23 protein-coding genes are annotated in these 19,507 nt (G+C 73.8%); 7 read left to right on the top strand and 16 right to left on the bottom strand.

Annotated elements, in window-relative coordinates:
- Positions 1–48 precede the first annotated feature (48 nt).
- From NX794_RS22465 to hisI, 4 genes are all read right to left on the bottom strand, one after another.
- Positions 49–306: an HGxxPAAW family protein gene (locus NX794_RS22465; RefSeq protein ID WP_258780517.1), complete on the bottom strand. Its 258-nt coding sequence runs from the start codon at positions 304–306 to the stop codon at positions 49–51.
- 190 nt (positions 307–496) lie between these two features.
- Positions 497–1,147 carry a TIGR02234 family membrane protein gene (locus NX794_RS22470; protein ID WP_258780518.1) on the bottom strand — a complete coding sequence of 217 codons (651 nt, stop codon included), beginning with the start codon at positions 1,145–1,147 and terminating at the stop codon, positions 497–499.
- Between the two features lie 52 nt (positions 1,148–1,199).
- Positions 1,200–2,696 carry an anthranilate synthase component I gene (locus NX794_RS22475; protein ID WP_258780519.1) on the bottom strand — a complete coding sequence of 499 codons (1,497 nt, stop codon included), beginning with the start codon at positions 2,694–2,696 and terminating at the stop codon, positions 1,200–1,202.
- A gap of 11 nt (positions 2,697–2,707) precedes the next feature.
- Entirely contained in the window at positions 2,708–3,109 is a 402-nt protein-coding gene (hisI, locus tag NX794_RS22480; protein ID WP_258780520.1) for a phosphoribosyl-AMP cyclohydrolase, read from the bottom strand.
- An 83-nt stretch (positions 3,110–3,192) separates the two neighbouring features.
- On the opposite strand from hisI, the gene NX794_RS22485 reads away from it, so the two are divergent.
- Both NX794_RS22485 and NX794_RS22490 read left to right on the top strand, forming a co-directional pair.
- Positions 3,193–3,828 (top strand): TIGR03085 family metal-binding protein, encoded by a 636-nt coding sequence (locus NX794_RS22485; protein ID WP_258780521.1) that lies wholly within the window; start codon positions 3,193–3,195, stop codon positions 3,826–3,828.
- 13 nt (positions 3,829–3,841) lie between these two features.
- Positions 3,842–4,240 (top strand): VOC family protein, encoded by a 399-nt coding sequence (locus NX794_RS22490; RefSeq protein WP_258780522.1) that lies wholly within the window; start codon positions 3,842–3,844, stop codon positions 4,238–4,240.
- 16 nt (positions 4,241–4,256) lie between these two features.
- Here the strand turns inward: NX794_RS22490 and hisF are convergent, their stop codons facing one another.
- From hisF to hisD, 8 genes are read right to left on the bottom strand one after another with little or no spacing between them, the layout of a single operon-like run.
- Positions 4,257–5,012 carry an imidazole glycerol phosphate synthase subunit HisF gene (gene hisF, locus NX794_RS22495; RefSeq protein WP_258780523.1) on the bottom strand — a complete coding sequence of 252 codons (756 nt, stop codon included), beginning with the start codon at positions 5,010–5,012 and terminating at the stop codon, positions 4,257–4,259.
- Positions 5,009–5,404, bottom strand: coding sequence for a RidA family protein (locus tag NX794_RS22500; protein ID WP_258780524.1), 396 nt, complete (start codon positions 5,402–5,404; stop codon positions 5,009–5,011). The genes hisF and NX794_RS22500 overlap by 4 nt, the downstream gene beginning before the upstream one ends.
- On the bottom strand, positions 5,401–6,126 hold the full coding sequence (gene priA / locus NX794_RS22505; RefSeq protein ID WP_258780526.1) for a bifunctional 1-(5-phosphoribosyl)-5-((5-phosphoribosylamino)methylideneamino)imidazole-4-carboxamide isomerase/phosphoribosylanthranilate isomerase PriA: 726 nt from the start codon (positions 6,124–6,126) through the stop codon (positions 5,401–5,403). Before priA ends, NX794_RS22500 begins: the two co-directional genes overlap by 4 nt.
- A 3-nt stretch (positions 6,127–6,129) precedes the next feature.
- Positions 6,130–6,795, bottom strand: a complete 666-nt coding sequence (hisH, locus tag NX794_RS22510) for an imidazole glycerol phosphate synthase subunit HisH (protein WP_258780645.1) — start codon at positions 6,793–6,795, stop codon at positions 6,130–6,132.
- Between the two features lie 2 nt (positions 6,796–6,797).
- Positions 6,798–6,962, bottom strand: a complete 165-nt coding sequence (locus NX794_RS22515) for a hypothetical protein (protein ID WP_258780527.1) — start codon at positions 6,960–6,962, stop codon at positions 6,798–6,800.
- A gap of 3 nt (positions 6,963–6,965) precedes the next feature.
- Positions 6,966–7,559, bottom strand: coding sequence for an imidazoleglycerol-phosphate dehydratase HisB (gene hisB, locus NX794_RS22520; protein ID WP_258780529.1), 594 nt, complete (start codon positions 7,557–7,559; stop codon positions 6,966–6,968).
- On the bottom strand, positions 7,556–8,668 hold the full coding sequence (locus tag NX794_RS22525; protein ID WP_258780530.1) for a histidinol-phosphate transaminase: 1,113 nt from the start codon (positions 8,666–8,668) through the stop codon (positions 7,556–7,558). The genes hisB and NX794_RS22525 overlap by 4 nt, the downstream gene beginning before the upstream one ends.
- Positions 8,665–9,990, bottom strand: coding sequence for a histidinol dehydrogenase (gene hisD / locus NX794_RS22530; RefSeq protein WP_258780531.1), 1,326 nt, complete (start codon positions 9,988–9,990; stop codon positions 8,665–8,667). Before hisD ends, NX794_RS22525 begins: the two co-directional genes overlap by 4 nt.
- Positions 9,991–10,180: 190 nt before the next feature.
- On the opposite strand from hisD, the gene NX794_RS22535 reads away from it, so the two are divergent.
- From NX794_RS22535 to ybaK, 4 genes are all read left to right on the top strand, one after another.
- Positions 10,181–11,758: an oxidoreductase gene (locus NX794_RS22535; RefSeq protein WP_258780532.1), complete on the top strand. Its 1,578-nt coding sequence runs from the start codon at positions 10,181–10,183 to the stop codon at positions 11,756–11,758.
- A gap of 133 nt (positions 11,759–11,891) precedes the next feature.
- The gene (locus NX794_RS22540; RefSeq protein WP_258780533.1) at positions 11,892–12,944 is read left to right on the top strand and encodes a hypothetical protein; all 1,053 of its coding nucleotides are present in this window, start codon (positions 11,892–11,894) and stop codon (positions 12,942–12,944) included.
- A gap of 11 nt (positions 12,945–12,955) precedes the next feature.
- Positions 12,956–13,696: an LON peptidase substrate-binding domain-containing protein gene (locus tag NX794_RS22545; protein WP_258780535.1), complete on the top strand. Its 741-nt coding sequence runs from the start codon at positions 12,956–12,958 to the stop codon at positions 13,694–13,696.
- A 22-nt stretch (positions 13,697–13,718) separates the two neighbouring features.
- Positions 13,719–14,219 (top strand): Cys-tRNA(Pro) deacylase, encoded by a 501-nt coding sequence (gene ybaK, locus NX794_RS22550; RefSeq protein ID WP_258780537.1) that lies wholly within the window; start codon positions 13,719–13,721, stop codon positions 14,217–14,219.
- 940 nt (positions 14,220–15,159) lie between these two features.
- Here ybaK and NX794_RS22555 read toward each other — a convergent pair.
- The 4 genes from NX794_RS22555 to NX794_RS22570 form a co-directional block, all read right to left on the bottom strand.
- Positions 15,160–15,786 carry an AAA family ATPase gene (locus NX794_RS22555; protein WP_258780538.1) on the bottom strand — a complete coding sequence of 209 codons (627 nt, stop codon included), beginning with the start codon at positions 15,784–15,786 and terminating at the stop codon, positions 15,160–15,162.
- A 34-nt stretch (positions 15,787–15,820) separates the two neighbouring features.
- Positions 15,821–16,645 (bottom strand): ABC transporter permease, encoded by an 825-nt coding sequence (locus NX794_RS22560; RefSeq protein WP_258780539.1) that lies wholly within the window; start codon positions 16,643–16,645, stop codon positions 15,821–15,823.
- 79 nt (positions 16,646–16,724) lie between these two features.
- On the bottom strand, positions 16,725–17,735 hold the full coding sequence (locus NX794_RS22565; RefSeq protein WP_258780540.1) for an ABC transporter ATP-binding protein: 1,011 nt from the start codon (positions 17,733–17,735) through the stop codon (positions 16,725–16,727).
- Positions 17,736–17,835: 100 nt separating this feature from the next.
- A complete protein-coding gene (locus NX794_RS22570; protein WP_258780541.1) occupies positions 17,836–19,056 on the bottom strand; it encodes an NYN domain-containing protein in 1,221 nt (406 codons plus the stop codon).
- A 224-nt stretch (positions 19,057–19,280) separates the two neighbouring features.
- Between NX794_RS22570 and NX794_RS22575 the strand changes: the two genes are divergently transcribed.
- The gene (locus NX794_RS22575) at positions 19,281–19,466 is read left to right on the top strand and encodes a hypothetical protein (protein ID WP_258780543.1); all 186 of its coding nucleotides are present in this window, start codon (positions 19,281–19,283) and stop codon (positions 19,464–19,466) included.
- Positions 19,467–19,507: the final 41 nt, after the last annotated feature.

Here is a 19,507-nt window from a genome sequence, read left to right on the forward strand (position 1 = left end):
GGCGGCCCGCACCCGTCACGGGATGCCGGCCGCCCCTTCCCCGGGGTCTCAGCTCTCGGCGGTCGCCGGCTCGCGCGTGGCGGCCGGGGTGTTCGAGACCGCGAGGGGGGCCTGCTTGGGCATGCCGAGGCCCATCGCGCTCATGATGGCGCCGACGACGCCGCCGAGGACCACGATCACCATGCCGGCCCAGAAGCCGAGCGGCTGGGCCATCACCATGAACGCGCCCGAGACGCAGAAACCGATGAAGGCGATGATGACACCGGTCCAGGCGGCCGGGGTGTGACCGTGGCTGCTGCCCGCCATGACTTGCTCCTCGTTGCTGTGTTCGTGGCCCAGTAGGCGTCGTACGTGTCGTACGGCTGCGAGCCCGCTCGTCACTGTCCGAGCCGGACGCTCGGCGACCATTGTCCCGTACGCGCGCGCGTGGCGGACGCGGGGGTGGCGTCTGGTTCGCCACACCCGGTGGGCGGGTCCGCCGCACCCAGGGGGCGGGTCAGGTGCCGGTCGGGTCCTCGCCGCGGTCCAGGGCCTTCCAGATCTCCTCGGGGCGCTCCGGGTCGACCGGTCGCGCCGCGCGCCGGGGCCGGTCCTCGCCGCGTTCGTAGCGGCCGGACATGGCGGGCCACCGGGAGCCGTAGCGCAGGGCGAGCAGCCCGGCGAGCAGGATGAGGGCGCCCCCGGCCGCGGCGACGTAGGGCCAGCCGGTGTGGCTGAGGGCGCCGACGGCGGCGGAGGTGTCGCCGCTGGCCTGGGCCGCCTTCTCGTCCAGCACCGAGTCGTCGGTGGCGGAGACGAGCGCGGCGACGACGATGCCGGCCCCGGAGAGGGCGAGCAGGGCGGCGACCAGCAGGCGGCCGGCCCGGCGGACGGCGAAGACGGCGACCAGCGCGGCGAGGCCCACTATGGCGAGGGCGGCGGGGACGCCGGTGACGTCGCTGCCCTTCACGGTCAGCGGGAACGCGCCGCCGGCCACCGACGCGGTGCCCTCCGCCCAGCGTTGCCGGGAGGCGAGCAGCGCCACGGCCGCGCCGAGGGCGCCGCACAGGAGGGCCACGGCGAGGCTGCGCCGGCCTGACCGGGCGGGTGCGGCGGCCTCGGCGGCTTCGGAACGGGGGTGGGGAACGGCAGCAGTCACGTACTCCACTATCGCCTGAACCCCGGGTGATCCGTCACCCGGGGTTCGTATGAGAAGCGCCCTACCGGTGCGAGGCCCCCGGTGTGCCCAGCCGGTTGGCGGTGTGCACCGCGCGGAGCACGGCGGCGGCCTTGTTGCGGCACTCCTGGTCCTCGGCGACCGGATCGGAGTCGGCGACGATGCCGGCGCCCGCCTGGACGTAGGCCGTGCCGTCGCGCAGCAGGGCGGTACGGATGGCGATGGCGGTGTCGGAGTCGCCGGCGAAGTCCAGGTAGCCGACGCAGCCGCCGTACAGGCCGCGGCGGGCGGGCTCCAGTGCGTCGATGATCTGCATGGCGCGGGGCTTGGGGGCGCCGGAGAGGGTGCCGGCCGGGAAGCATGCGGTGAGCACGTCGAAGGCGGTGCGGCCGGCGGCCACCTTGCCGGTGACGGTGGAGACGATGTGCATCACGTGCGAGTACCGCTCGATGGACATGAAGTCGACCACCTCGACCGAGCCGGGCTCGCAGACCCGGCCGAGGTCGTTGCGGCCGAGGTCGACGAGCATGAGGTGCTCGGCGCGCTCCTTGGGGTCGGCGAGCAGTTCGTCGGCGAGGGCCTGGTCCTCGCGCGGGGTGGCGCCGCGCGGCCGGGTGCCGGCGATGGGGTGGACCAGCGCACGCCCGTCCTCGACCTTGACCAGGGCTTCCGGGGAGGAGCCGACGACGTCGAAGCCGTCGAAGCGGAAGAGGTACATGTACGGCGAGGGGTTGGTGGCCCGGAGGACCCGGTAGACGTCCAGGGCGCTCGCGGCGCAGGGCGTCTCGAAGCGCTGGGAGGGCACCACCTGGAAGGCCTCGCCCGCGCGGATGCGTTCCTTGACGTCCTCGACGGCCGCCCGGAAGTCCGGGCCGCCCCAGCGGGCGGTGTACTCGGGCAGTTCGGAGGGCGGCAGCACGGCGGGGGGCTGGGGCACCGCGCGGGTGAGGTCGGCCTCCATGGCGTCGAGGCGGGCCACCGCGTCGGCGTGGGCCTCGTCCACGCCGGTGTCGAGGTCGTTGTGGTTGATCGCGTTGGCGATCAGCAGGACCGAGCCCTCCCAGTGGTCCATGACGGCGAGGTCGCTGGTCAGGAGCATGGTCAGCTCGGGCAGCCGCAGGTCGTCGTGGTCGCCGGGGCCGATCTTCTCCAGGCGGCGGACGATGTCGTAGCCGAGGTAGCCGACCATGCCGCCGGTGAAGGGCGGCAGGCCCTCCTGGTTCGGGGTGTGCAGGGCCTGGATGGTGGCGCGCAGGGCGGCCAGCGGGTCGCCGTCGGTGGGAACGCCGACCGGCGGGGTGCCGAGCCAGTGCGCCTGGCCGTCCCGTGCGGTGAGGGTGGCGGCGCTGCGGACGCCGACGAAGGAGTAGCGGGACCAGGAGCGGCCGTTCTCGGCGGACTCCAGCAGGAAGGTGCCGGGGCGTTCGGCGGCGAGCTTGCGGTAGAGCGCGACCGGGGTGTCACCGTCGGCGAGGAGCTTGCGCGTGACCGGGATGACGCGCCGGTCGGCGGCCAGCTTGCGGAAGGTCTCTAGGTCCATGGCCGCTGACCTTACTGATCGCCGGCGGACGCGCCGGAACCGGCGTCCGTGAGCAGGACGTCCGCGTCGAAGCAGGTGCGCGCGCCGGTGTGGCAGGCGGCGCCGGTCTGGTCGACCCGGACGAGCAGGGTGTCGGCGTCGCAGTCGAGGGCGACCGACTTCACCCGCTGGACGTGCCCGGAGGTGTCGCCCTTGACCCAGTACTCCTGGCGGCTGCGCGACCAGTAGGTGCAGCGGCCGGTGGTCAGGGTCCGGTGCAGCGCCTCGTCGTCCATCCAGCCCAGCATGAGCACCTCTTTGGTGTCGTACTGCTGGGCGATGGCGGGCAGGAGGCCGTCGGCGCTGCGCTTGAGGCGGGCGGCGATCTCCGGGTCGAGGCTGCTGGGCCGGGGGGTGCCGGTCGTACGGGTCATGGGTGCCATTGTGCCGCGCGACGCGGGCCGGTCCGGGCGGGTGTCCACTGCGCGGACGCGGTTCCTGGCCGTACGCTGTCCGTATGTCGACCTTCGCCAAGCGTGAACGGCTCCTTCTCGCCGACCTCTTGGAAACCGTGGGACCGGACGCCGAGACCCTCTGCGAGGGCTGGCGCACCCGGGACCTGGCCGCCCACGTGATCGTGCGGGAGCGGCGCCCGGACGCGGCCGGCGGCGCGCTGCTCAAGCAGCTCGCGCCGCGGCTGGAGAAGGTGATGGGCGAGTACACGGCCAAGCCCTACGAGGAACTGGTCCGGCTGATCCGGACCGGTCCGCCGCGGTTCTCGCCGTTCCAGCTGAAGCAGGTGGACGAGGCCGCCAACACGGTGGAGTTCTACGTCCACACCGAGGACGTGCGCCGGGCCCAGCCGGACTGGTCGCCGCGCGAGCTGGACACGGTGTTCCAGGACGCGCTGTGGTCGCGTCTGGAGCGCACCGCGCGGCTGATGGGCCGGGGCGTGCCGACGGGCCTGGTGCTGCGCCGCCCGGACGGGCAGACGGCCGTGGCGCACAAGGGCACCCCGGTGGTCACGGCGACCGGTGAGCCCTCGGAGCTGCTGCTGTTCGCGTACGGCCGGCAGGACGCGGCCCGGGTGGACCTGGCGGGCGACGCGGCGGCGATCGAGACGCTGCACGAGTCCAAGCGCCTGGGCATGTGAGCGGGGCGCCGCCGTGATCCGGGTGGCGATGACGGGCGTCTACGTGGACGACGTGGCGAGGGCGCACGCCTTCTACACCGGCATCCTCGGCTTCGAGACCCGCGTCCACCGCGATCTCGGACACGGCGCCCTCTTCGTGACGGTCGGCGCGCCCGAGGGCGCCCAGCCGGACCTCCAGCTCCTCCTGGAGCCCGGCCGGGGCCCGATCGCCGAGCCGTACCGCCGGGCGCTGTACGAGGCGGGGCTGCCCTGCATCGTGTTCGCGGTGGACGACCTGCGCGCCGAACACCGCCGCCTGCGCACCCTCGGCGTCCACTTCCCGCACAAGCCCCAGGAACAGGGCCCGGTACTGGCGGCGGTCCTCGACGACACGGTGGGCAACCTGGTGCAGCTGGTGCAGCCGGTCGGGTGAACCGCTCCCCCGGTGCCTACCTGACCGGGTGTCCCGCCTCCCGCAGGGTCTGTTTCACCTGGTCGATGCGCAGGTCGCCGAAGTGGAAGACGGAGGCGGCCAGGACCGCGTCCGCGCCCGCCGCGACGGCCGGCGGGAAGTGGCCGAGGCGGCCGGCGCCGCCGGAGGCGATCACCGGGACGGTGACGTGCTTGCGGACGGCGGCGATCATCTCCAGGTCGTAGCCGTCCTTGGTGCCGTCGGCGTCCATGGAGTTGAGCAGGATCTCGCCGGCGCCCAGCTCGGCGGCCCGGTGGGCCCACTCGACCGCGTCGATGCCGGTGCCCTTGCGGCCGCCGTGCGTGGTGACCTCGAAGGAGCCGGACTCGGTGCGGCGGGCGTCCACCGAGAGCACCAGCACCTGGCGGCCGAAGCGTTCGGCGATCTCGCGGATCAGGTCGGGCCGGGCGATGGCCGCGGTGTTCACGCCCACCTTGTCGGCGCCGGCCCGCAGCAGTTTGTCCACGTCCTCGGCGGTGCGGACGCCGCCGCCGACGGTGAGCGGGATGAACACCTGCTCGGCGGTGCGGCGGACCACGTCGTAGGTGGTCTCCCGGTCGCCCGAGGAGGCGGTGATGTCCAGGAAGGTCAGCTCGTCGGCGCCCTCGGCGTCGTAGACCTTGGCCATCTCGACGGGGTCGCCCGCGTCGCGCAGGTTCTGGAAGTTGACGCCCTTGACGACCCGCCCGGCGTCCACGTCCAGGCAGGGGATGACGCGTACGGCCAGGGTCATGCGGGGACTCCTCGGAACGCCTCCACCTCGACCTCGACGACCAGGCCGGGGTCGACGAAACCGGAGACGATGATCATGGACGCGGCGGGCCGGACGGTGTCGAACAGCTCCTTGTGGGCGCGGCCGACGTCCTCCACGTCCCGGGCGTGCGTGAGGTACATGCGGGTGCGGACGACGTCCTCGCGGCCGAGGCCCAGCTGGGCGAGCGCGTCCAGCGCGACGGTGAAGGAGTTGACCGCCTGGTCGTAGGGGCCGCCCCCGGCGATCTGCCCGTCCACCACGGACGTGCACCCCGATACCAGCACCAGGCCGTTGGGCAGCTCCACCGCGCGGGAGTAGCCGAACTGCTCCTCCCAGGGCGCTCCGGTCGACACACGGCGTACATCGCTCACTTGGCTACCGCCTCCAGGGCCTCTTCGAGGGTGAACGCCTTCGCGTAGAGGGCCTTCCCGACGATGGAGCCCTCGACACCGAGCGGCACGAGATCGGCGAGGGCCCGCAGGTCGGCCAGGGAGGACACGCCGCCGGAGGCGACGACCGGCCGGTCGGTCGCGGCGCACACGGTGCGCAGCAGCTCCAGGTTGGGGCCCTGGAGGGTGCCGTCCTTGGCGATGTCGGTGACGACGTAACGGGCGCAGCCCTCCTGGTTCAGGCGCTCCAGCGTCTCGTAGAGGTCGCCGCCGTCCCGGGTCCAGCCGCGCCCGCGCAGGGTCGTGCCGCGCACGTCCAGGCCGACGGCGATCCGGTCCCCGTGCTCCGCGATGACCTTGGCGACCCACTCGGGGGTCTCCAGGGCGGCGGTGCCGAGGTTCACCCGGGTGCAGCCGGTGGCCAGGGCGGCGGCGAGGGTGTCGTCGTCCCGGATGCCGCCGGACAGCTCCACCTTGATGTCCATCGCCCCGGTGACCTCGGAGATCAGGTCCCGGTTGTCCCCCGTGCCGAACGCGGCGTCCAGGTCGACCAGGTGCAGCCACTCGGCACCGGAGCGCTGCCAGGCGAGGGCGGCCTCCAGCGGGGAGCCGTAGGAGGTCTCGGTCCCGGACTCGCCGTGCACGAGGCGTACGGCCTGGCCGTCGCGGACGTCGACGGCGGGGAGGAGTTCGAGCTTGGCCATGGTCTAGAGGGTTCCGATCCAGTTGGTGAGGAGCTGGGCGCCGGCGTCGCCGGACTTCTCGGGGTGGAACTGGGTGGCCCACAGGGCGCCGTTCTCCACGGCGGCCACGAAGGGCTTCCCGTGTGTCGACCAGGTGACCTTGGGGGCCTCGATCAGCGGGTTGTGCGACTCCAGGGTCCAGTCGTGGACGGCGTAGGAGTGCACGAAGTAGTAGCGGGCGTCCGCGTCCAGGCCGGCGAAGAGCCGGGAGCCGGCCGGGGCCTCGACGGTGTTCCAGCCCATGTGGGGCACGACGTCGGCCTGCAGCGGGGCGACCGTGCCGGGCCACTCGTCCAGGCCCTCGGCCGCCACGCCGTGCTCGATGCCGCGCGCGAAGAGGATCTGCATGCCGACGCAGATGCCCATGACCGGGCGCCCACCGGACAGCCGGCGGTCCACCACCCAGTCGCCGCGGGCGTCGCGCAGGCCCTTCATACAGGCGGCGAAGGCGCCGACGCCGGGCACGAGCAGGCCGTCGGCGTTCATCGCCCGGTCGAAGTCGCGGGTGATCTCGACGTCGGCGCCGACGCGGGCGAGGGCGCGCTCGGCGGAGCGGACGTTGCCGAAGCCGTAGTCGAAGACCACGACCTTCTTGGCGGCCTTCGGGGCCCTCCCGGCCGCCTCGGGGATGCTCAATTCCAGACCTCCAGCCGCATCACGCCCGCGACCAGGCACAGGCCCGCGCCGATGGAGAGCAGCACGATCAGGCTCGCGGGCATCTTCTGCTTGGCGAAGGAGATGATCCCGCCGACCAGGAAGAGGCCGACGACGATCAGGAGGGTCGACAGACCGGTCATGGGTTACAGCGCGCCCTTCGTCGACGGGAGGATGCCGGCCGCGCGCGGGTCGCGCTCGGAGGCGTAGCGCAGCGCCCGGGCCAGCGCCTTGAACTGGCACTCCACGATGTGGTGCGCGTTGCGTCCGTAGGGTACGCGCACGTGCAGCGCGATCTGCGCCTGGGCGACGAAGGACTCCAGGATGTGCCGGGTCATCGTGGTGTCGTACTCGCCGATCATCGGCGCCATCTTCTCGGGCTCGGTGTGCACGAGGTAGGGGCGGCCGGACAGGTCGACGGTGACCTGGGCGAGGGACTCGTCCAGCGGGACCGTGCAGTTGCCGAAGCGGTAGATGCCCACCTTGTCGCCGAGGGCCTGCTTGAAGGCGGCGCCGAGCGCGAGGGCGGTGTCCTCGATGGTGTGGTGGGAGTCGATGTGCAGGTCGCCGTCGGTCTTCACGGTGAGGTCGAACAGGCCGTGCCGGCCGAGTTGGTCGAGCATGTGGTCGTAGAAGCCGACGCCGGTGGCGATGTCGGTGCGCCCGGTGCCGTCGAGGTCGATCTCGACCAGGACCGAGGTCTCCTTCGTGGTGCGCTCCACGCGTCCGGTGCGGTTCATGAACCCTGCTCCTTCTTCAACTCACGGACCGCGTCGAGGAACGCGTCGTTCTCTTCGGGGGTGCCGGCGGAGACCCGCAGCCAGCCCGGTACGCCGTTGTCCCGGACCAGGACGCCCCGGTCGAGGATCTTCCGCCAGGCCTCGTGGGCGTCCGGGAACCGGCCGAACTGCACGAAGTTGGCGTCGGACTCGGTGACGTCGTAGCCGATGGCGCGCAGTTCGCCGACCAGCCGGTCGCGCTCGGCCTTGAGCTGCTCGACGTAGCCGAGCAGGGTGTCGGTGTGCTCCAGGGCGGCCAGCGCGGTGGCCTGGGTGATGGCCGACAGGTGGTACGGCAGCCGGACGAGCTGGACGGCGTCCACCACCGCCGGGTCGGCGGCGAGGTAGCCGAGGCGCAGGCCGGCCGCGCCGAACGCCTTCGACATGGTGCGGGAGATCACCAGGTGCGGGCGGCCCGCCAGCAGCGGCAGCAGCGACTCGCCGTGGCTGAACTCGACGTACGCCTCGTCCACGATCACCATCGACGGCTTGGCCGCCTGGGCCGCGTCGTACAGGGCGCGGACGGTCTCCGCCGGGACCGCGTTGCCGGTGGGGTTGTTGGGGGTGGTGATGAAGACGACGTCGGGCCGGTGCCCGGCGATGGCCCGCTCGGCGGCGGCGACGTCGATGGCGAAGTCCTCGGTGCGCGGGCCCGAGAGCCAGCCGGTGCCGGTGCCGCGCGCGATGAGGGCGTGCATCGAGTACGACGGCTCGAAGCCGAGGGCGGTACGGCCCGGTCCGCCGAAGGTCTGGAGCAGTTGCTGGATGACCTCGTTGGAGCCGTTGGCCGCCCACACGTTCTCGGTGCCGAGCGGATGCCTGCCGGTCCGGGTGAGGTATCCGGCCAGTTCCGTGCGCAGCTGGACCGCGTCCCGGTCGGGGTAGCGGTTCAGGTCGCGCGCGGCCTGACGCACCCGCTCCGCGATCCGCTCGACCAGCGGCTCGGGCAGCGGGTAGGGGTTCTCGTTGGTGTTCAGCCGGACGGGTACGTCCAACTGGGGCGCGCCGTAGGGGGACTTGCCGCGCAGCTCGTCCCGTACGGGAAGGTCGTCGATCCTGGTGTCGCTCACTTGCTCTCCGGCACCTTCCAGCCGAACCGGGCCTTGATCGCCGCGCCGTGCGCCGGCAGGTCCTCCGCCTCGGCCAGCGTCACGACGTGATGGGCGACCTCGGCCAGGGCGTCCCTGCCGTAGTCCACGATGTGGATGCCGCGCAGGAAGGACTGCACGGACAGGCCGGAGGAGTGGCAGGCGCAGCCGCCGGTGGGCAGCACGTGGTTGGAGCCGGCCGCGTAGTCGCCGAGCGAGACCGGCGCCCAGGGGCCGACGAAGACCGCGCCGGCGTTCTTGACCCGGTCGGCCACCGCGGCGGCGTCGGCGGTCTGGATCTCCAGGTGCTCGGCGCCGTAGGCGTCGACCACCTTCAGGCCCTCCTCGATCCCGTCGACCAGGACGATCGCGGACTGCCGGCCCGCGAGGGCGGGGCGGATCCGGTCCTCGACGTGCTTGGTGGCCGCGACCTGCGGCTCCAGCTCCTTCGCCACCGCGTCGGCCAGCTCGACGGAGTCGGTGACGAGGACGGCGGCGGCCAGCGGGTCGTGCTCGGCCTGGCTGATCAGGTCCGAGGCGACGTGCACCGGGTCGGCGCTGTCGTCGGCGAGGACGGCGATCTCGGTGGGGCCGGCCTCGGCGTCGATGCCGATCCGGCCGGTGAAGTAGCGCTTGGCGGCGGCGACCCAGATGTTGCCGGGGCCGGTCACCATGTTCGCGGGCGGGCAGGACTCGGTGCCGTAGGCGAACATCGCGACGGCGGTGGCGCCGCCGGCCGCGTACACCTCGTCCACGCCGAGCAGGGCGCAGGCGGCGAGGATGGTGGGGTGCGGCAGCCCGCCGAACTCGGCCTGGGGCGGGGAGGCGAGCGCGAGGGAGGCCACTCCGGCCTCTTGCGCCGGGACCACGTTCATGATCACGGAGGACGGGTAGACCGACCGGCCGCCCGGCGCGTACAGCCCGACCCGCTCGACCGGCACCCACTTCTCGGTGACCGAGCCGCCGGGCACGACCTGCGTGGTGTGCGCCGAGCGGCGCTGCGCGCGGTGGACCAGGCGGGCACGGCGGATGGACTCCTCCAGCGCGGCGCGCACCTCGGGGTCGAGGGCGGCCAGCGCGTCGGCGAGCGCGCGGGCCGGGACACGGACGGATTCCAGCCGTACTCCGTCGAACTTCTCGGCGAAGTCGATCAGCGCCGCGTCGCCCCGATGATGCACGGCCTCGCAGATCGGACGCACCTTCTCCAGGGCGGCCGAGACGTCGAAGTCGGCTCGGGGCAGCAGGTCGCGCAGGGCGGGTCCCTCGGGGAGGGCGTCGCCGCGCAGATCGATTCGGGAGATCACGGTTCCAATTCTCTCAGACCGGCGTCGGGAGCCGTCCGCGCGTATCAATGGCTGATACAGAACGTGGCCGGAATCCGGAAGGTCCCCTTCACGTCATCCTCACCGCGAGTGTTCGATCCGTCACACACGGGCATGAACGGCTGTACGAAAGCTGTGCACACCGGAGGAGTCGGAGGGAGGCGGGAGAACGGTGACCGATGGGGCCGGCCGGGGCGCCGGGTACCTGCCGGAGGACCTGACCGCGGTCGAGGCGGGCATGTGGCAGGCCTTCCGGGACGGCAGTGTGTACGACCTGAGCCGCGGGGACGCGGTCGTGGACGATCCGCACGGCAGCCATCCCTGGGGGCCGGAGCGGTCGGTGCGGGCGCGGGTCGTGTGCTGGCTGCTGCTGGACGGCCCGCCGGCGCTCGCGGGCCGGGTGGCCGCCCTGAAGCTCGTCGGCGTGCGGATCACCGGCACGGTCGACCTGGCGGGCGGCACGGTCACGCCCTACCTGGAGCTGCGCGGCTGCCGGTTCGACGAGGAGGTGCGGCTGCCGGAGGCCCGGTTCACCACCGCGCGCCTGGTGGACTGCTCGGTGCCGCGTCTGGAGGCGGCCCGGGTGCACACCGAGGGCGATCTGCATCTGCCGCGCTGCCGGTTCCGCGGCGGGGTGCGGCTGACCGACGCGCACATAGGCACCGACCTGCTGCTCAACCAGGCGGTCGCCTACCGGGACCGCGGCGGCCGGTCCATCACGGCGGACGGCCTGACGGTCGGCCAGGACCTCCAGGCCGAGCTGCTGGAGTCGCACGGCGAGCTGAGCCTGCGCGGCGCGAAGATCGGCGTCTCGCTCAGCCTGCGGGGGGCGAGACTCGCCAATCCCTACGCCCGGCTCGCGCTGAACGCACCCCAGCTGACGGTGGAGCGCACCCTCTATCTGACCCCGGCCGGCGTGGGCAGTCCGCTGCTGAGCGGCATCACCCCCGCGCGCGGGACCCGCGTCCAGCGCTTCGAGTGCCGGGGCGGGGTGCGGCTGGACGACGGGCGGTTCGGGGACGCCGTCGACCTGGAGCGGGCGCGGTTCGTCTTCACCGACGACCAGGAGCTGTCGCTGCGCCGGGTGCAGACACCGGAGCTGCGCTTCCTCGGGGACCGGCCGGGGCGCGGCAAGGTGGTGCTCTCCGGCGCGCGGATCGTCAACCTGGTGGACCGCGCGGGCAGTTGGCCGGACCCCGGCAATCTGCACATGGCCGGGTTCGCCTACGAGAACCTGGTGCCGCGGGGCCCGTTCCCGCTGACCCGGCGGCTGGAGTGGGTGGGGGCGGCCACCGCCGAGTACGCGCCGGAGCCGTACGAGCGGCTGGCCTCGGTGCTGCGGGCGGCCGGCGAGGACGAGGACGCGCGCGAGGTGCTGCTCGCCAAGCAGCGCCGGCGGCGCGAGACGCTGCCGCTGGCCGGCAAGTTCTGGGGCTTCGCACAGGACTGGACGGTCGCCTACGGCTACCGGCCGGGCCGGGCGGCGGTGTGGATGGCGGTGCTGTGGGCGGCGGGCACGCTGGCGTTCGCGCACGCGGCCCATCCACCGGTCAACCACGACGGCCACCCGGGCTGGAGCCCGGCGCTGTTCACCCTGGACCTGCTGCTGCCGGTGATCGACCTGGGCCAGGTGGGCCAGTGGCAGTTGCGGGGCGGCTGGCAGTGGCTGGCGACGGCGATGGTGCTGCTGGGCTGGGTCCTGGCGACGACGGTGGCGGCGGGGGCGACGCGATTGCTGCGGCGCAATTGAGGCGAGTGCCGTTCCGCCGGACTCGAAGGTCGAAGATCCGATAACCACCTTTTACCCTTCCTTGACCATGGGCCGTACAACCTTCCGCGACTTCTCCGGGTGCTCTGGCGCGCTTCGGACCTGCGGTCTTTCAATGGTCGACACCATGGCTCTGCTGCCCTCGTTCATCCGCCCCACCCGGATGGCCAAACGCGTCGCACACCCGTCCGGCCGGCCGCCGGCCGGGGACGAGGCCGTCCTCGACGCGCCCGACGACCGTCTCTCGCCCGCGCTGGTCGCGGCCGGCCGGGGCGAGTACGGCGCCGCGGCCGAGCTGCTGGCCGCCACCCGCGCCGCGGCCGAGTGGGAGGACCGCGACCGGTACGCGGTCCTCCTCGCCGGCTTCGCGCGCTCCCGTTCCGAGTGGCTGGAGCAGTGGCGTACGGCCGCCCCCGACGACCCCGACGTGCTGCTGCTGAGCGCGCAGCTGGCCGTGGACCGGGTCTGGCACTCCCCGGCCCGCGCCGAACTGCTGCGCGAGGTCAGCCCGCTGATCACGGCCGCCGCCCGCGCCGACGTCCGCGACCCGGTGCCCTGGCGGATCGCGCTCGACCACGCGCGCGGCTCGCGGGCCGGGCACCGCTACTTCGAGGAACTGTGGGAGGCGGCGGTCCGGCGTGCCCCGCACCACTACGGCTGCCATGTGGCCGCGCTGCGCTATCTGGCCGCGCTGTGGCACGGCGCCCACCGGGAGTGCCTCGACTTCGCCGACCGGGCCGCGCAGGACGCGCCGGCCGACTCGCTCGTCCAGGCCCTGCCGGCCCGGGCGGCCTACGGGTACCTCACCGACGGCTGCGGGCCCGAGGTGCCGCGCCCGCGGCTGGACGCGGCGGCGGACCGGGCGGTCGAGCTGTCCGGCCGGTTCCCGGCGGCCGACCCGTGGTCGGCCGCCCTGCGCAACAAGCTGCTGTACGTCCTGCTGCGGCTGGACCGCCGGGAGGACGCGCGCGTACAGCTGCGGCTGATCGGCCCCTACGCCACGTCCTTCCCGTGGGACCGGTTCTCGGACGACCCGCTCGGCCACTTCCTGCGGCTGCGCGAGCACCTGCTGACGGGGGTCCCGGGGCCGGTTCCGGCCGGGCTGATACCCGAACCGCCACGGCTCCTCGGCGAGCACCGCGGGCACGTCCGCGGCGTTGAGCACTAGGCTGGGGCGCCGTGACCACCGCCCGTCTCCCGCTCTTTCCGCTGAACTCGGTGCTGTTCCCGGGGCTCGTGCTCCCGCTGAACGTGTTCGAGGAGCGGTATCGCGCCATGATGCGCGAGCTTCTGAAGACCCCCGAGGACGAACCGCGCCGCTTCGCCGTCGTGGCCATCCGCGACGGCTACGAGGTGGCGCCCAGCTCCCTGGGCATGCCGGATCCCACGGCACAGCCCGAGCGGAGCCCGGCCGAGGGCTTCGGCCCCGACCCGCTCAAGGCCCTCCACGCGGTGGGCTGCGTGGCGGACGCGGCGACGATCCGGGAGCGGCCCGACGGCTCCTTCGAGGTGCTGGCCACCGGGACCACCCGGGTGCGGCTGCTCTCCGTGGACGCCTCGGGGCCGTTCCTGACGGCGGAGCTGGAGGAGCTGGCCGAGGACCCCGGGGACGAGGCGGGGGCGCTGGCCGAGGGGGTGCTGCGGTCGTTCCGGCAGTACCAGAAGCGGCTGGCGGGGGCCCGGGAGCGCTCGCTGTCCACCGGTGCCGAGCTGCCGGACGACCCGGGTGTGGTGTCGTACCTGGTGGCCGCGGCGATGGTGCACGACACGCCGACCAAGCAGCGGCTGCTCCAGGCCCCCGACACCGCGTCGCGGCTGCGGGACGAACTGAAACTCCTGCGCGCCGAGACGGCCATCATCCGTACGCTGCCGTCGTTGCCCGCGTTCGAGCTGACGCGGACGCCGACCAGCCTGAACTGAGCCCGAGGACTCGTACCCACCGATGGCCAAGAAGTCGAAGAAGCAGCAGTCCGGCGGCACGCCCGCGACGGCGGCGCTGACGGCGGCGGGCGTGGACTTCACCGTCCACGCCTACGAGCACGACCCCGCCCACCCCTCCTACGGCGAGGAGGCGGCCGAGGCGATGGGCGTCTCCCCCGACCGCGTCTTCAAGACCCTGGTCGCCGACGTGGACGGCGCACTCGTCGTCGGCGTGGTCCCGGTCGCCGGCTCCCTGGACCTGAAGGCCCTCGCGGCGGCGGTCGGCGGCAAGAAGGCCACGATGGCCGACCCGACCCTGGCGGAACGCACCACGGGCTACGTCCGAGGCGGCATCTCCCCCCTCGGCCAACGCCGCCCCCTCCCCACGGTCCTGGACACCTCAGCCCCCACCCACCCCACCATCTGCGTCTCAGCGGGCCGCCGAGGCCTGGAGGTGGAGGTGTCCCCGGACGACTTGGCGAGATTGACGGGGGCGGTGCTGGCGCCTATCGGGCGAGGCTGAGGGGACCTCTGGGGGCTGCGCCGATCTCTGAGGGGGCCGAGCCCGGTCTCCACGGGGCAGGGCCACGCCGGTCTCCACGGAGCAGGGCCGCGCCGGTCTGCACGGGGCAAGGCCGCGCCGGTCTCCACGAGGCAAGGCCCCCCGGTCTCCACGGGGCAAGGCCGCGTCGGCATCTGTCGGGCGGGGCTCCACCGGCACCGGCTGGGCGAGGCCGAGCCGGTGCCGGTGGACGCCGAGCGGAGCCGACCCGGCGTGAGCTGAGCGGGGCCAAGCCGGCGTGAGCCGAGCGGGACCGACCCGGCGTGAGCCGAGCGGGACCGACCCGGCGTGAGCCGAGCGGGGCCAAGCCGGCGTGCCGGGCGGGGCCGACCCGGCACGTCGGGCGGGGCCGACCCGGTGGCTGCCGAGCGGGCCCCAGCCACAGTTGTCGAGCGGGGCTCAGCCGGATCTGCTGGGCCGGGCTGACCCCTCATCTGCCCCGCAGGGCTCAGCCGACGCCCGCCGGGCGGCACTCACCCGGTAGCTACCGAGCGGACTCAGCCACATCAACCGGGCAAGGCTGACCGTCATCCGCCCCGGCAGGATTCAGCCGACGCCCGCCGGGCGGCACTCACCCGGCGGCTGCCGAGCAGGCTCAGCCACATCAACCGGGCGAGGCCGACCGTCATCCGCCCCGGCAGGATTCAGCCGACGTCCGCCGGGCGGGCCCCTGTCGGCGGCAGCGGGGCGGGAGCCGTGGCGCGGGCGGGCGGACGTATCGTGCGGGCTCGGCGGGGTCGAGGCGGCCCCGTCACGGCGGTCTCGCGGCCGACCGAGCCGGGCCGACGGCGCGGATTCGGCGGGGGCCGGGCCCGGTGCCGTCACGGTGCCTTCGCAGCCGACCGAGACGGGCGGGTGGGTGGGAAAACGGGGCCCCAGGGGGCGGAGCCCCCTGGGGCGGTCACGGCAGCTCCGGGTCCCGGGGGGCGAACAGCGCCGTCAGTCCCAGGTGCACCAGCAACGCGCCCAGTGGCCAGGCCAGCAACGCCCCCTTCGCCCCGAGCTTCAGCGGTGCCGAGAACGTCACCCCCTTGCCCACGGCCCGCGCGTGCGCGAGCACGTCCGACTCGGGCCCCAGCCACACCCCCAGCCGCCAGGCCAGCAGCGACGCGAGCAGCCCGCCGAGGCCGAGTGCCACGACCTGCGGCACACCCCCGCGCTTGCGCAGCAGGAACACCACGACCCCGCTGATCACCCCGAACGCCAGACCGAGCAGAGTGAACGTTCCGTCGACCCCCGCCGCCTGCTCCCCCTCGCTGTCCTTGAGGTAGACCGCCCAGTTCTTGTCGACCTGGTCACCGATCAGCGGCACATGCGGCGCCAGCCACCACCACAGCAGCCCCAGCAGCACCCCGCCGAGCGCCACCGCGACCGTGATCACGGCGGCCTCCCGCAGTTCGGTCCTCATCCCGGGACCACCCTGCGCGTACGAGCCGTCACCCGCCCCCTCGGCGGGCGGCGCGGCCCCCCAGGCCTGGTGCGCGGAGTCGTCGTGCGGCGGCGGAGGCGGAGTCAGCGGTGCGGTCACCCTGCCATCGTGCCAGGTCGTCCTGTGGGCCGCGTCACCGGACGGCCGCCCTGCGGTACGCCCAGGTCGCCACGGCCAGCGAGACCACGCCCACCCCCGCGCACACGCCCAGGTCGACCAGGACGACGGCCCAGTCCGGATCCGCCCCGAAGGTCCGCGCGTACGCCTCCACGCCGTACGTGGACGGCAGCAGATCACGGGCCAGCCGGATGATCCCCGGCATCCGGTCGGCCGGCAGCACGCCCAGCAGCAGCGCCGCCGACATGCCCAGCTGCCCGAGCAGCGTGGCCAGTTCCGGCCGGGGCGCCAGCAGCCCGCAGGCCGCGCCCAGCCCGGCCAGCGCGGCCCCGGCGAGCGGGATCACGGCGAGCAGGATCCACAGGTTGGCCAGCGGCAGCCCGAACAGCACGCACCCGAAGACGGCGGTCACCAGCGTCCCCGGCACGGTGAAGGAGGCGTACGCCGCCGCCGCGCCGAGCACCACCGCGGCAGGCGGCACCGGCAGGGTGGCGTAGTGGTCGAGCCCGCCGCTGGACCGCAGCTGCCCGAAGTACTGCGAGAGCAGGTTCAGCGCCACGTACGCGACGACCAGCACGGACGAGCCGGCCACCACGGACTGCGCCTCACCGCCGCTGTCGACGACACCCCGCATCATCACGGTGATGCCGACGGACTGGAAGGTCGCGACGAACAGCAGCGGGATGCGGGCCACCCGGGCCCGGGACAGCTGCGCCCGGTAGACGGCGACCAGCGAGGGCCACAGCCGGGCGGGCGGACCCAGCTCGGCCGCACCCGGCGCCGCCGTCTGCGGCAGGGTACGGACGGCGCCCGGCAGAACCTCGGCGGGTACGACACTCACGACGAACTGCTCCTCTTCGCTACGGCAGTCGCATACATCCCTACGCGCCCCGGCGGCCGCGCGTTCACGGTTCGCGCGCTCACGCCCTCACCAGCCCCTGCCGCGCCGCGCCGCCCAGCGCCAGGTAGACGTCCTCCAGGCTGGGCGTGGCGAGCGTGAAGTCGTCCAGGGCGGCGAAGGCGGCACCGCCGGTGACCGTGGCGACGACGGCACGCGCCTCCTCGGGGGCGAGCCGGAGCGTCCAGCGCCGCCCGGACTCGACGGCCCGCTCGCGCAGCACGGCGACCTCGGGCACCTCCAGCGGCGCCCGCTCCCGCCACACCAGCTCCACCCGCACCTCGCCGGCGACCCGCTCCTTGAGCCCGGCCGGGGTGTCGCAGGCGATGACCCGGCCCTGGTCGAGCACGGCGACCCGGTCGAGCACGGTCTCGGCCTCGATGACGTTGTGGGTGACCAGCAGCACCGTCGTACCGTGCTCGGCACGGCGCCGGTCCACGGCCGCCCAGACCGCGCGCCGGGCCACCGGGTCCATGCCGGTGGTCGGCTCGTCCAGCACGAGCAGGGGCCGCTCGCCGACGAGGGCGGCGGCGAGGCAGGCGAGCCGGCGCTGACCGCCGGACAGCTTCTTCAGCGCCCGTCCGGCGAGCGGGGTGAGCCCCAGCTCCTCCAGGACGGCGTCCCGCTCGGCCCGGGCCCGCCGCACGTCCAGACCGCGCAGCCGGCCGGTGGTCTCGGCGGCCAGGGAGACCGTCAGTTCGTCCAGGGCGGAGGACTCCTGGCCCAGGTAGGCGAGGATCCGCGCGGCCCGCTCGGGGTGCCGGACGATGTCGTGGCCGAGGATCTCGACGCGACCGGCGTCCGGCCGCAGCAGTCCGGTGAGCTGTCGTACGAGGGTGGACTTGCCGGCGCCGTTCGGCCCGAGCAGGCCGAAGACCTCGCCGCGCCGCACGTCCAGCTCGACGCCGTCGGTGGCCCGCACCTCCGGGGTGCCGGGCGCCCCGCGCCGCCCGCGGACGGCCGGGTAGGTCTTGCTGAGCCCGCGCACGCGTACGGCCTCGTCCCGTCGAGGTGCCTGTGCCGCGCGCGTCATCACAAGGGACGAGACTACGGGGTCGAGGGCCTTCACTCGTCCTCGGGTCCGCTGTCCCGTCCGTGCGGGGCCGGGCCCGCGGCCCGTCACGCCCGTCGGGTCACTCCCCCGCCCCCGCGTGCTCCGCGGCGGCCGGCACGTCGAACTCCCGCCAGAACCCCGCCCGGATGGCGTAACGGTCGTGCTCGTCGATCTGGTCGTCCTTGTGGGCCAGCAGTCCGAACCGGGCCGCGTAGCGCAGCAGCTCCCCGTCGATGCGGTGCGGGATGCGCGGGTACATCTGCGACAGCCGCTGGAGATGGGTCTGGTCGCCGAGCCGGGACATCCAGCGGCGGGCGAAGACCTGGCCCACCTCGTAGGGATCGCCGCCGACGGTGGTGATGTCCTCCTCGCGGTCGGCCCAGCGCTGCTCGGCGGTGGTGAGCTGGGCCAGCGTGGGCATGGCGGCTACCTCGGGCGGCTCGGGGACCGTGCCGGGCCGGTCGACCCAGCCCTTGTCGGAGGACCACCGCAGGGTCGCCGTCGGGGGCTGCCGGTCGGGCTGGACGCCGGGCGCGCGCAGGGCGGCGAGGTCCTTCGGGGTGGGGACGCCCTTGGGCGCGGTGGCGCGTTCCTGGGCGCCGTTCTCGGCCGGGGCACCGACCGGGGCGTGCGGGCTTTGCTCGGGGGCCCGCTCGGCCGCCGCGCCGGGCGCGGACTCGGGCAGCGGGGCGGAGAGGATGGCGGCGATCTCCGGCCGGGGCACGGGCGGGGGCGCGCAGACGCCGGTCAGCTCTTTGACGCGGACGGCCTGGGTGATCCAGGCGCGGTCCAGCACGCGCCGCTCGTCGGCCTCGGCGACCAGGTCCTCGGACTGGTTGTAGTCCCCGTCGGCGGCCTGGACGGCCCACAGGTGTACGGCGACGCCGTGCTCCTTGGCGGCCATCATGCCGGGCAGCAGGTCGCCGTCGCCGGTGACGAGGACGATGTCGGAACAGGCCCGGTTGCGGGCCAGTTCGGTCAGCTCGGCGTGCATGGCGGCGTCCACGCCCTTCTGCGCCCAGCGTCCGTCGCTGCGGGTCAGGGCGCCCAGCCGGACGGTGACCCGGGGCATCACGCGCAGCCGGCGGTGCTCGGGCTGGGGAACCCGGTCGGGGGCGCCGTCGAACCAGTAGATGCGCAGCAGCGGCCGCTCGGTCTCCAGCTCCGCGCGCTCGCGCAGGGCCTGGATCAGTGCGGCGTGGTCGACGGTGATCCGGGATCGCGACGGCTCACCCGCGAGGAGGCTGGCGGCGGCACCCAGCAGATACCCGGCGTCCACCAGGACGATGCAGCGGTCCACGCGACTCACCCTCTTCCCGGGAGGTTGTGTTTCGGCTTCCTTCGAGTCTGCCCGACCGCACGGGGGTTAACGGCCCGAACTCGATCTTCGGCGTGGCGTTTCCGGGTCCCGCTCGCCCACCTCCCCTGTCACACACGGTAATTATCCGACATGCGCCCGATATCAGCGTATGTGAATCTGGATCCGGCCCTGGCCCCTAGATCCCCTTCAGGAGGCAGATCACCATGGCCAAGAACAAGAACCGCAAGCAGGCCGGCCCGCAGAACCGCGCCCAGCAGAACGAGCGCGCCCAGGAGCGCGCTCAGCGTCCGTCGGCCGAGGAGCAGGACTCCTCGCTGGCGGGCGTCGCGGGCGGCCCCGCGGATGATGTGCACCAGCCGAAGAAGCGTAAGAGCTTCGGCCACAACTAAAGGGCAGTTGAAGCCCAGGCACAGAGAAGGGGCGCGCCCGC

Source organism: Streptomyces pyxinicus (assembly GCF_024753135.1).
Taxonomy (GTDB): Bacteria; Actinomycetota; Actinomycetes; order Streptomycetales; family Streptomycetaceae; genus Streptomyces; species Streptomyces pyxinicus.

What these genes read in the sequence shown, in the direction of transcription:
- NX794_RS22465 (WP_258780517.1), bottom strand. Translation starts at nt 306, where the DNA reads ATGGCGGGCAGCAGCCACGGTCACACCCCGGCCGCCTGGACCGGTGTC.
- NX794_RS22475 (WP_258780519.1), bottom strand. Translation starts at nt 2,696, where the DNA reads ATGGACCTAGAGACCTTCCGCAAGCTGGCCGCCGACCGGCGCGTCATC.
- hisI (WP_258780520.1), bottom strand. Translation starts at nt 3,109, where the DNA reads ATGACCCGTACGACCGGCACCCCCCGGCCCAGCAGCCTCGACCCGGAG.
- NX794_RS22485 (WP_258780521.1), top strand. Translation starts at nt 3,193, where the DNA reads ATGTCGACCTTCGCCAAGCGTGAACGGCTCCTTCTCGCCGACCTCTTG.
- hisF (WP_258780523.1), bottom strand. Translation starts at nt 5,012, where the DNA reads ATGACCCTGGCCGTACGCGTCATCCCCTGCCTGGACGTGGACGCCGGG.
- priA (WP_258780526.1), bottom strand. Translation starts at nt 6,126, where the DNA reads ATGGCCAAGCTCGAACTCCTCCCCGCCGTCGACGTCCGCGACGGCCAG.
- NX794_RS22515 (WP_258780527.1), bottom strand. Translation starts at nt 6,962, where the DNA reads ATGACCGGTCTGTCGACCCTCCTGATCGTCGTCGGCCTCTTCCTGGTC.
- hisB (WP_258780529.1), bottom strand. Translation starts at nt 7,559, where the DNA reads ATGAACCGCACCGGACGCGTGGAGCGCACCACGAAGGAGACCTCGGTC.
- NX794_RS22540 (WP_258780533.1), top strand. Translation starts at nt 11,892, where the DNA reads ATGGTCGACACCATGGCTCTGCTGCCCTCGTTCATCCGCCCCACCCGG.
- ybaK (WP_258780537.1), top strand. Translation starts at nt 13,719, where the DNA reads ATGGCCAAGAAGTCGAAGAAGCAGCAGTCCGGCGGCACGCCCGCGACG.
- NX794_RS22565 (WP_258780540.1), bottom strand. Translation starts at nt 17,735, where the DNA reads ATGACGCGCGCGGCACAGGCACCTCGACGGGACGAGGCCGTACGCGTG.
- NX794_RS22575 (WP_258780543.1), top strand. Translation starts at nt 19,281, where the DNA reads ATGGCCAAGAACAAGAACCGCAAGCAGGCCGGCCCGCAGAACCGCGCC.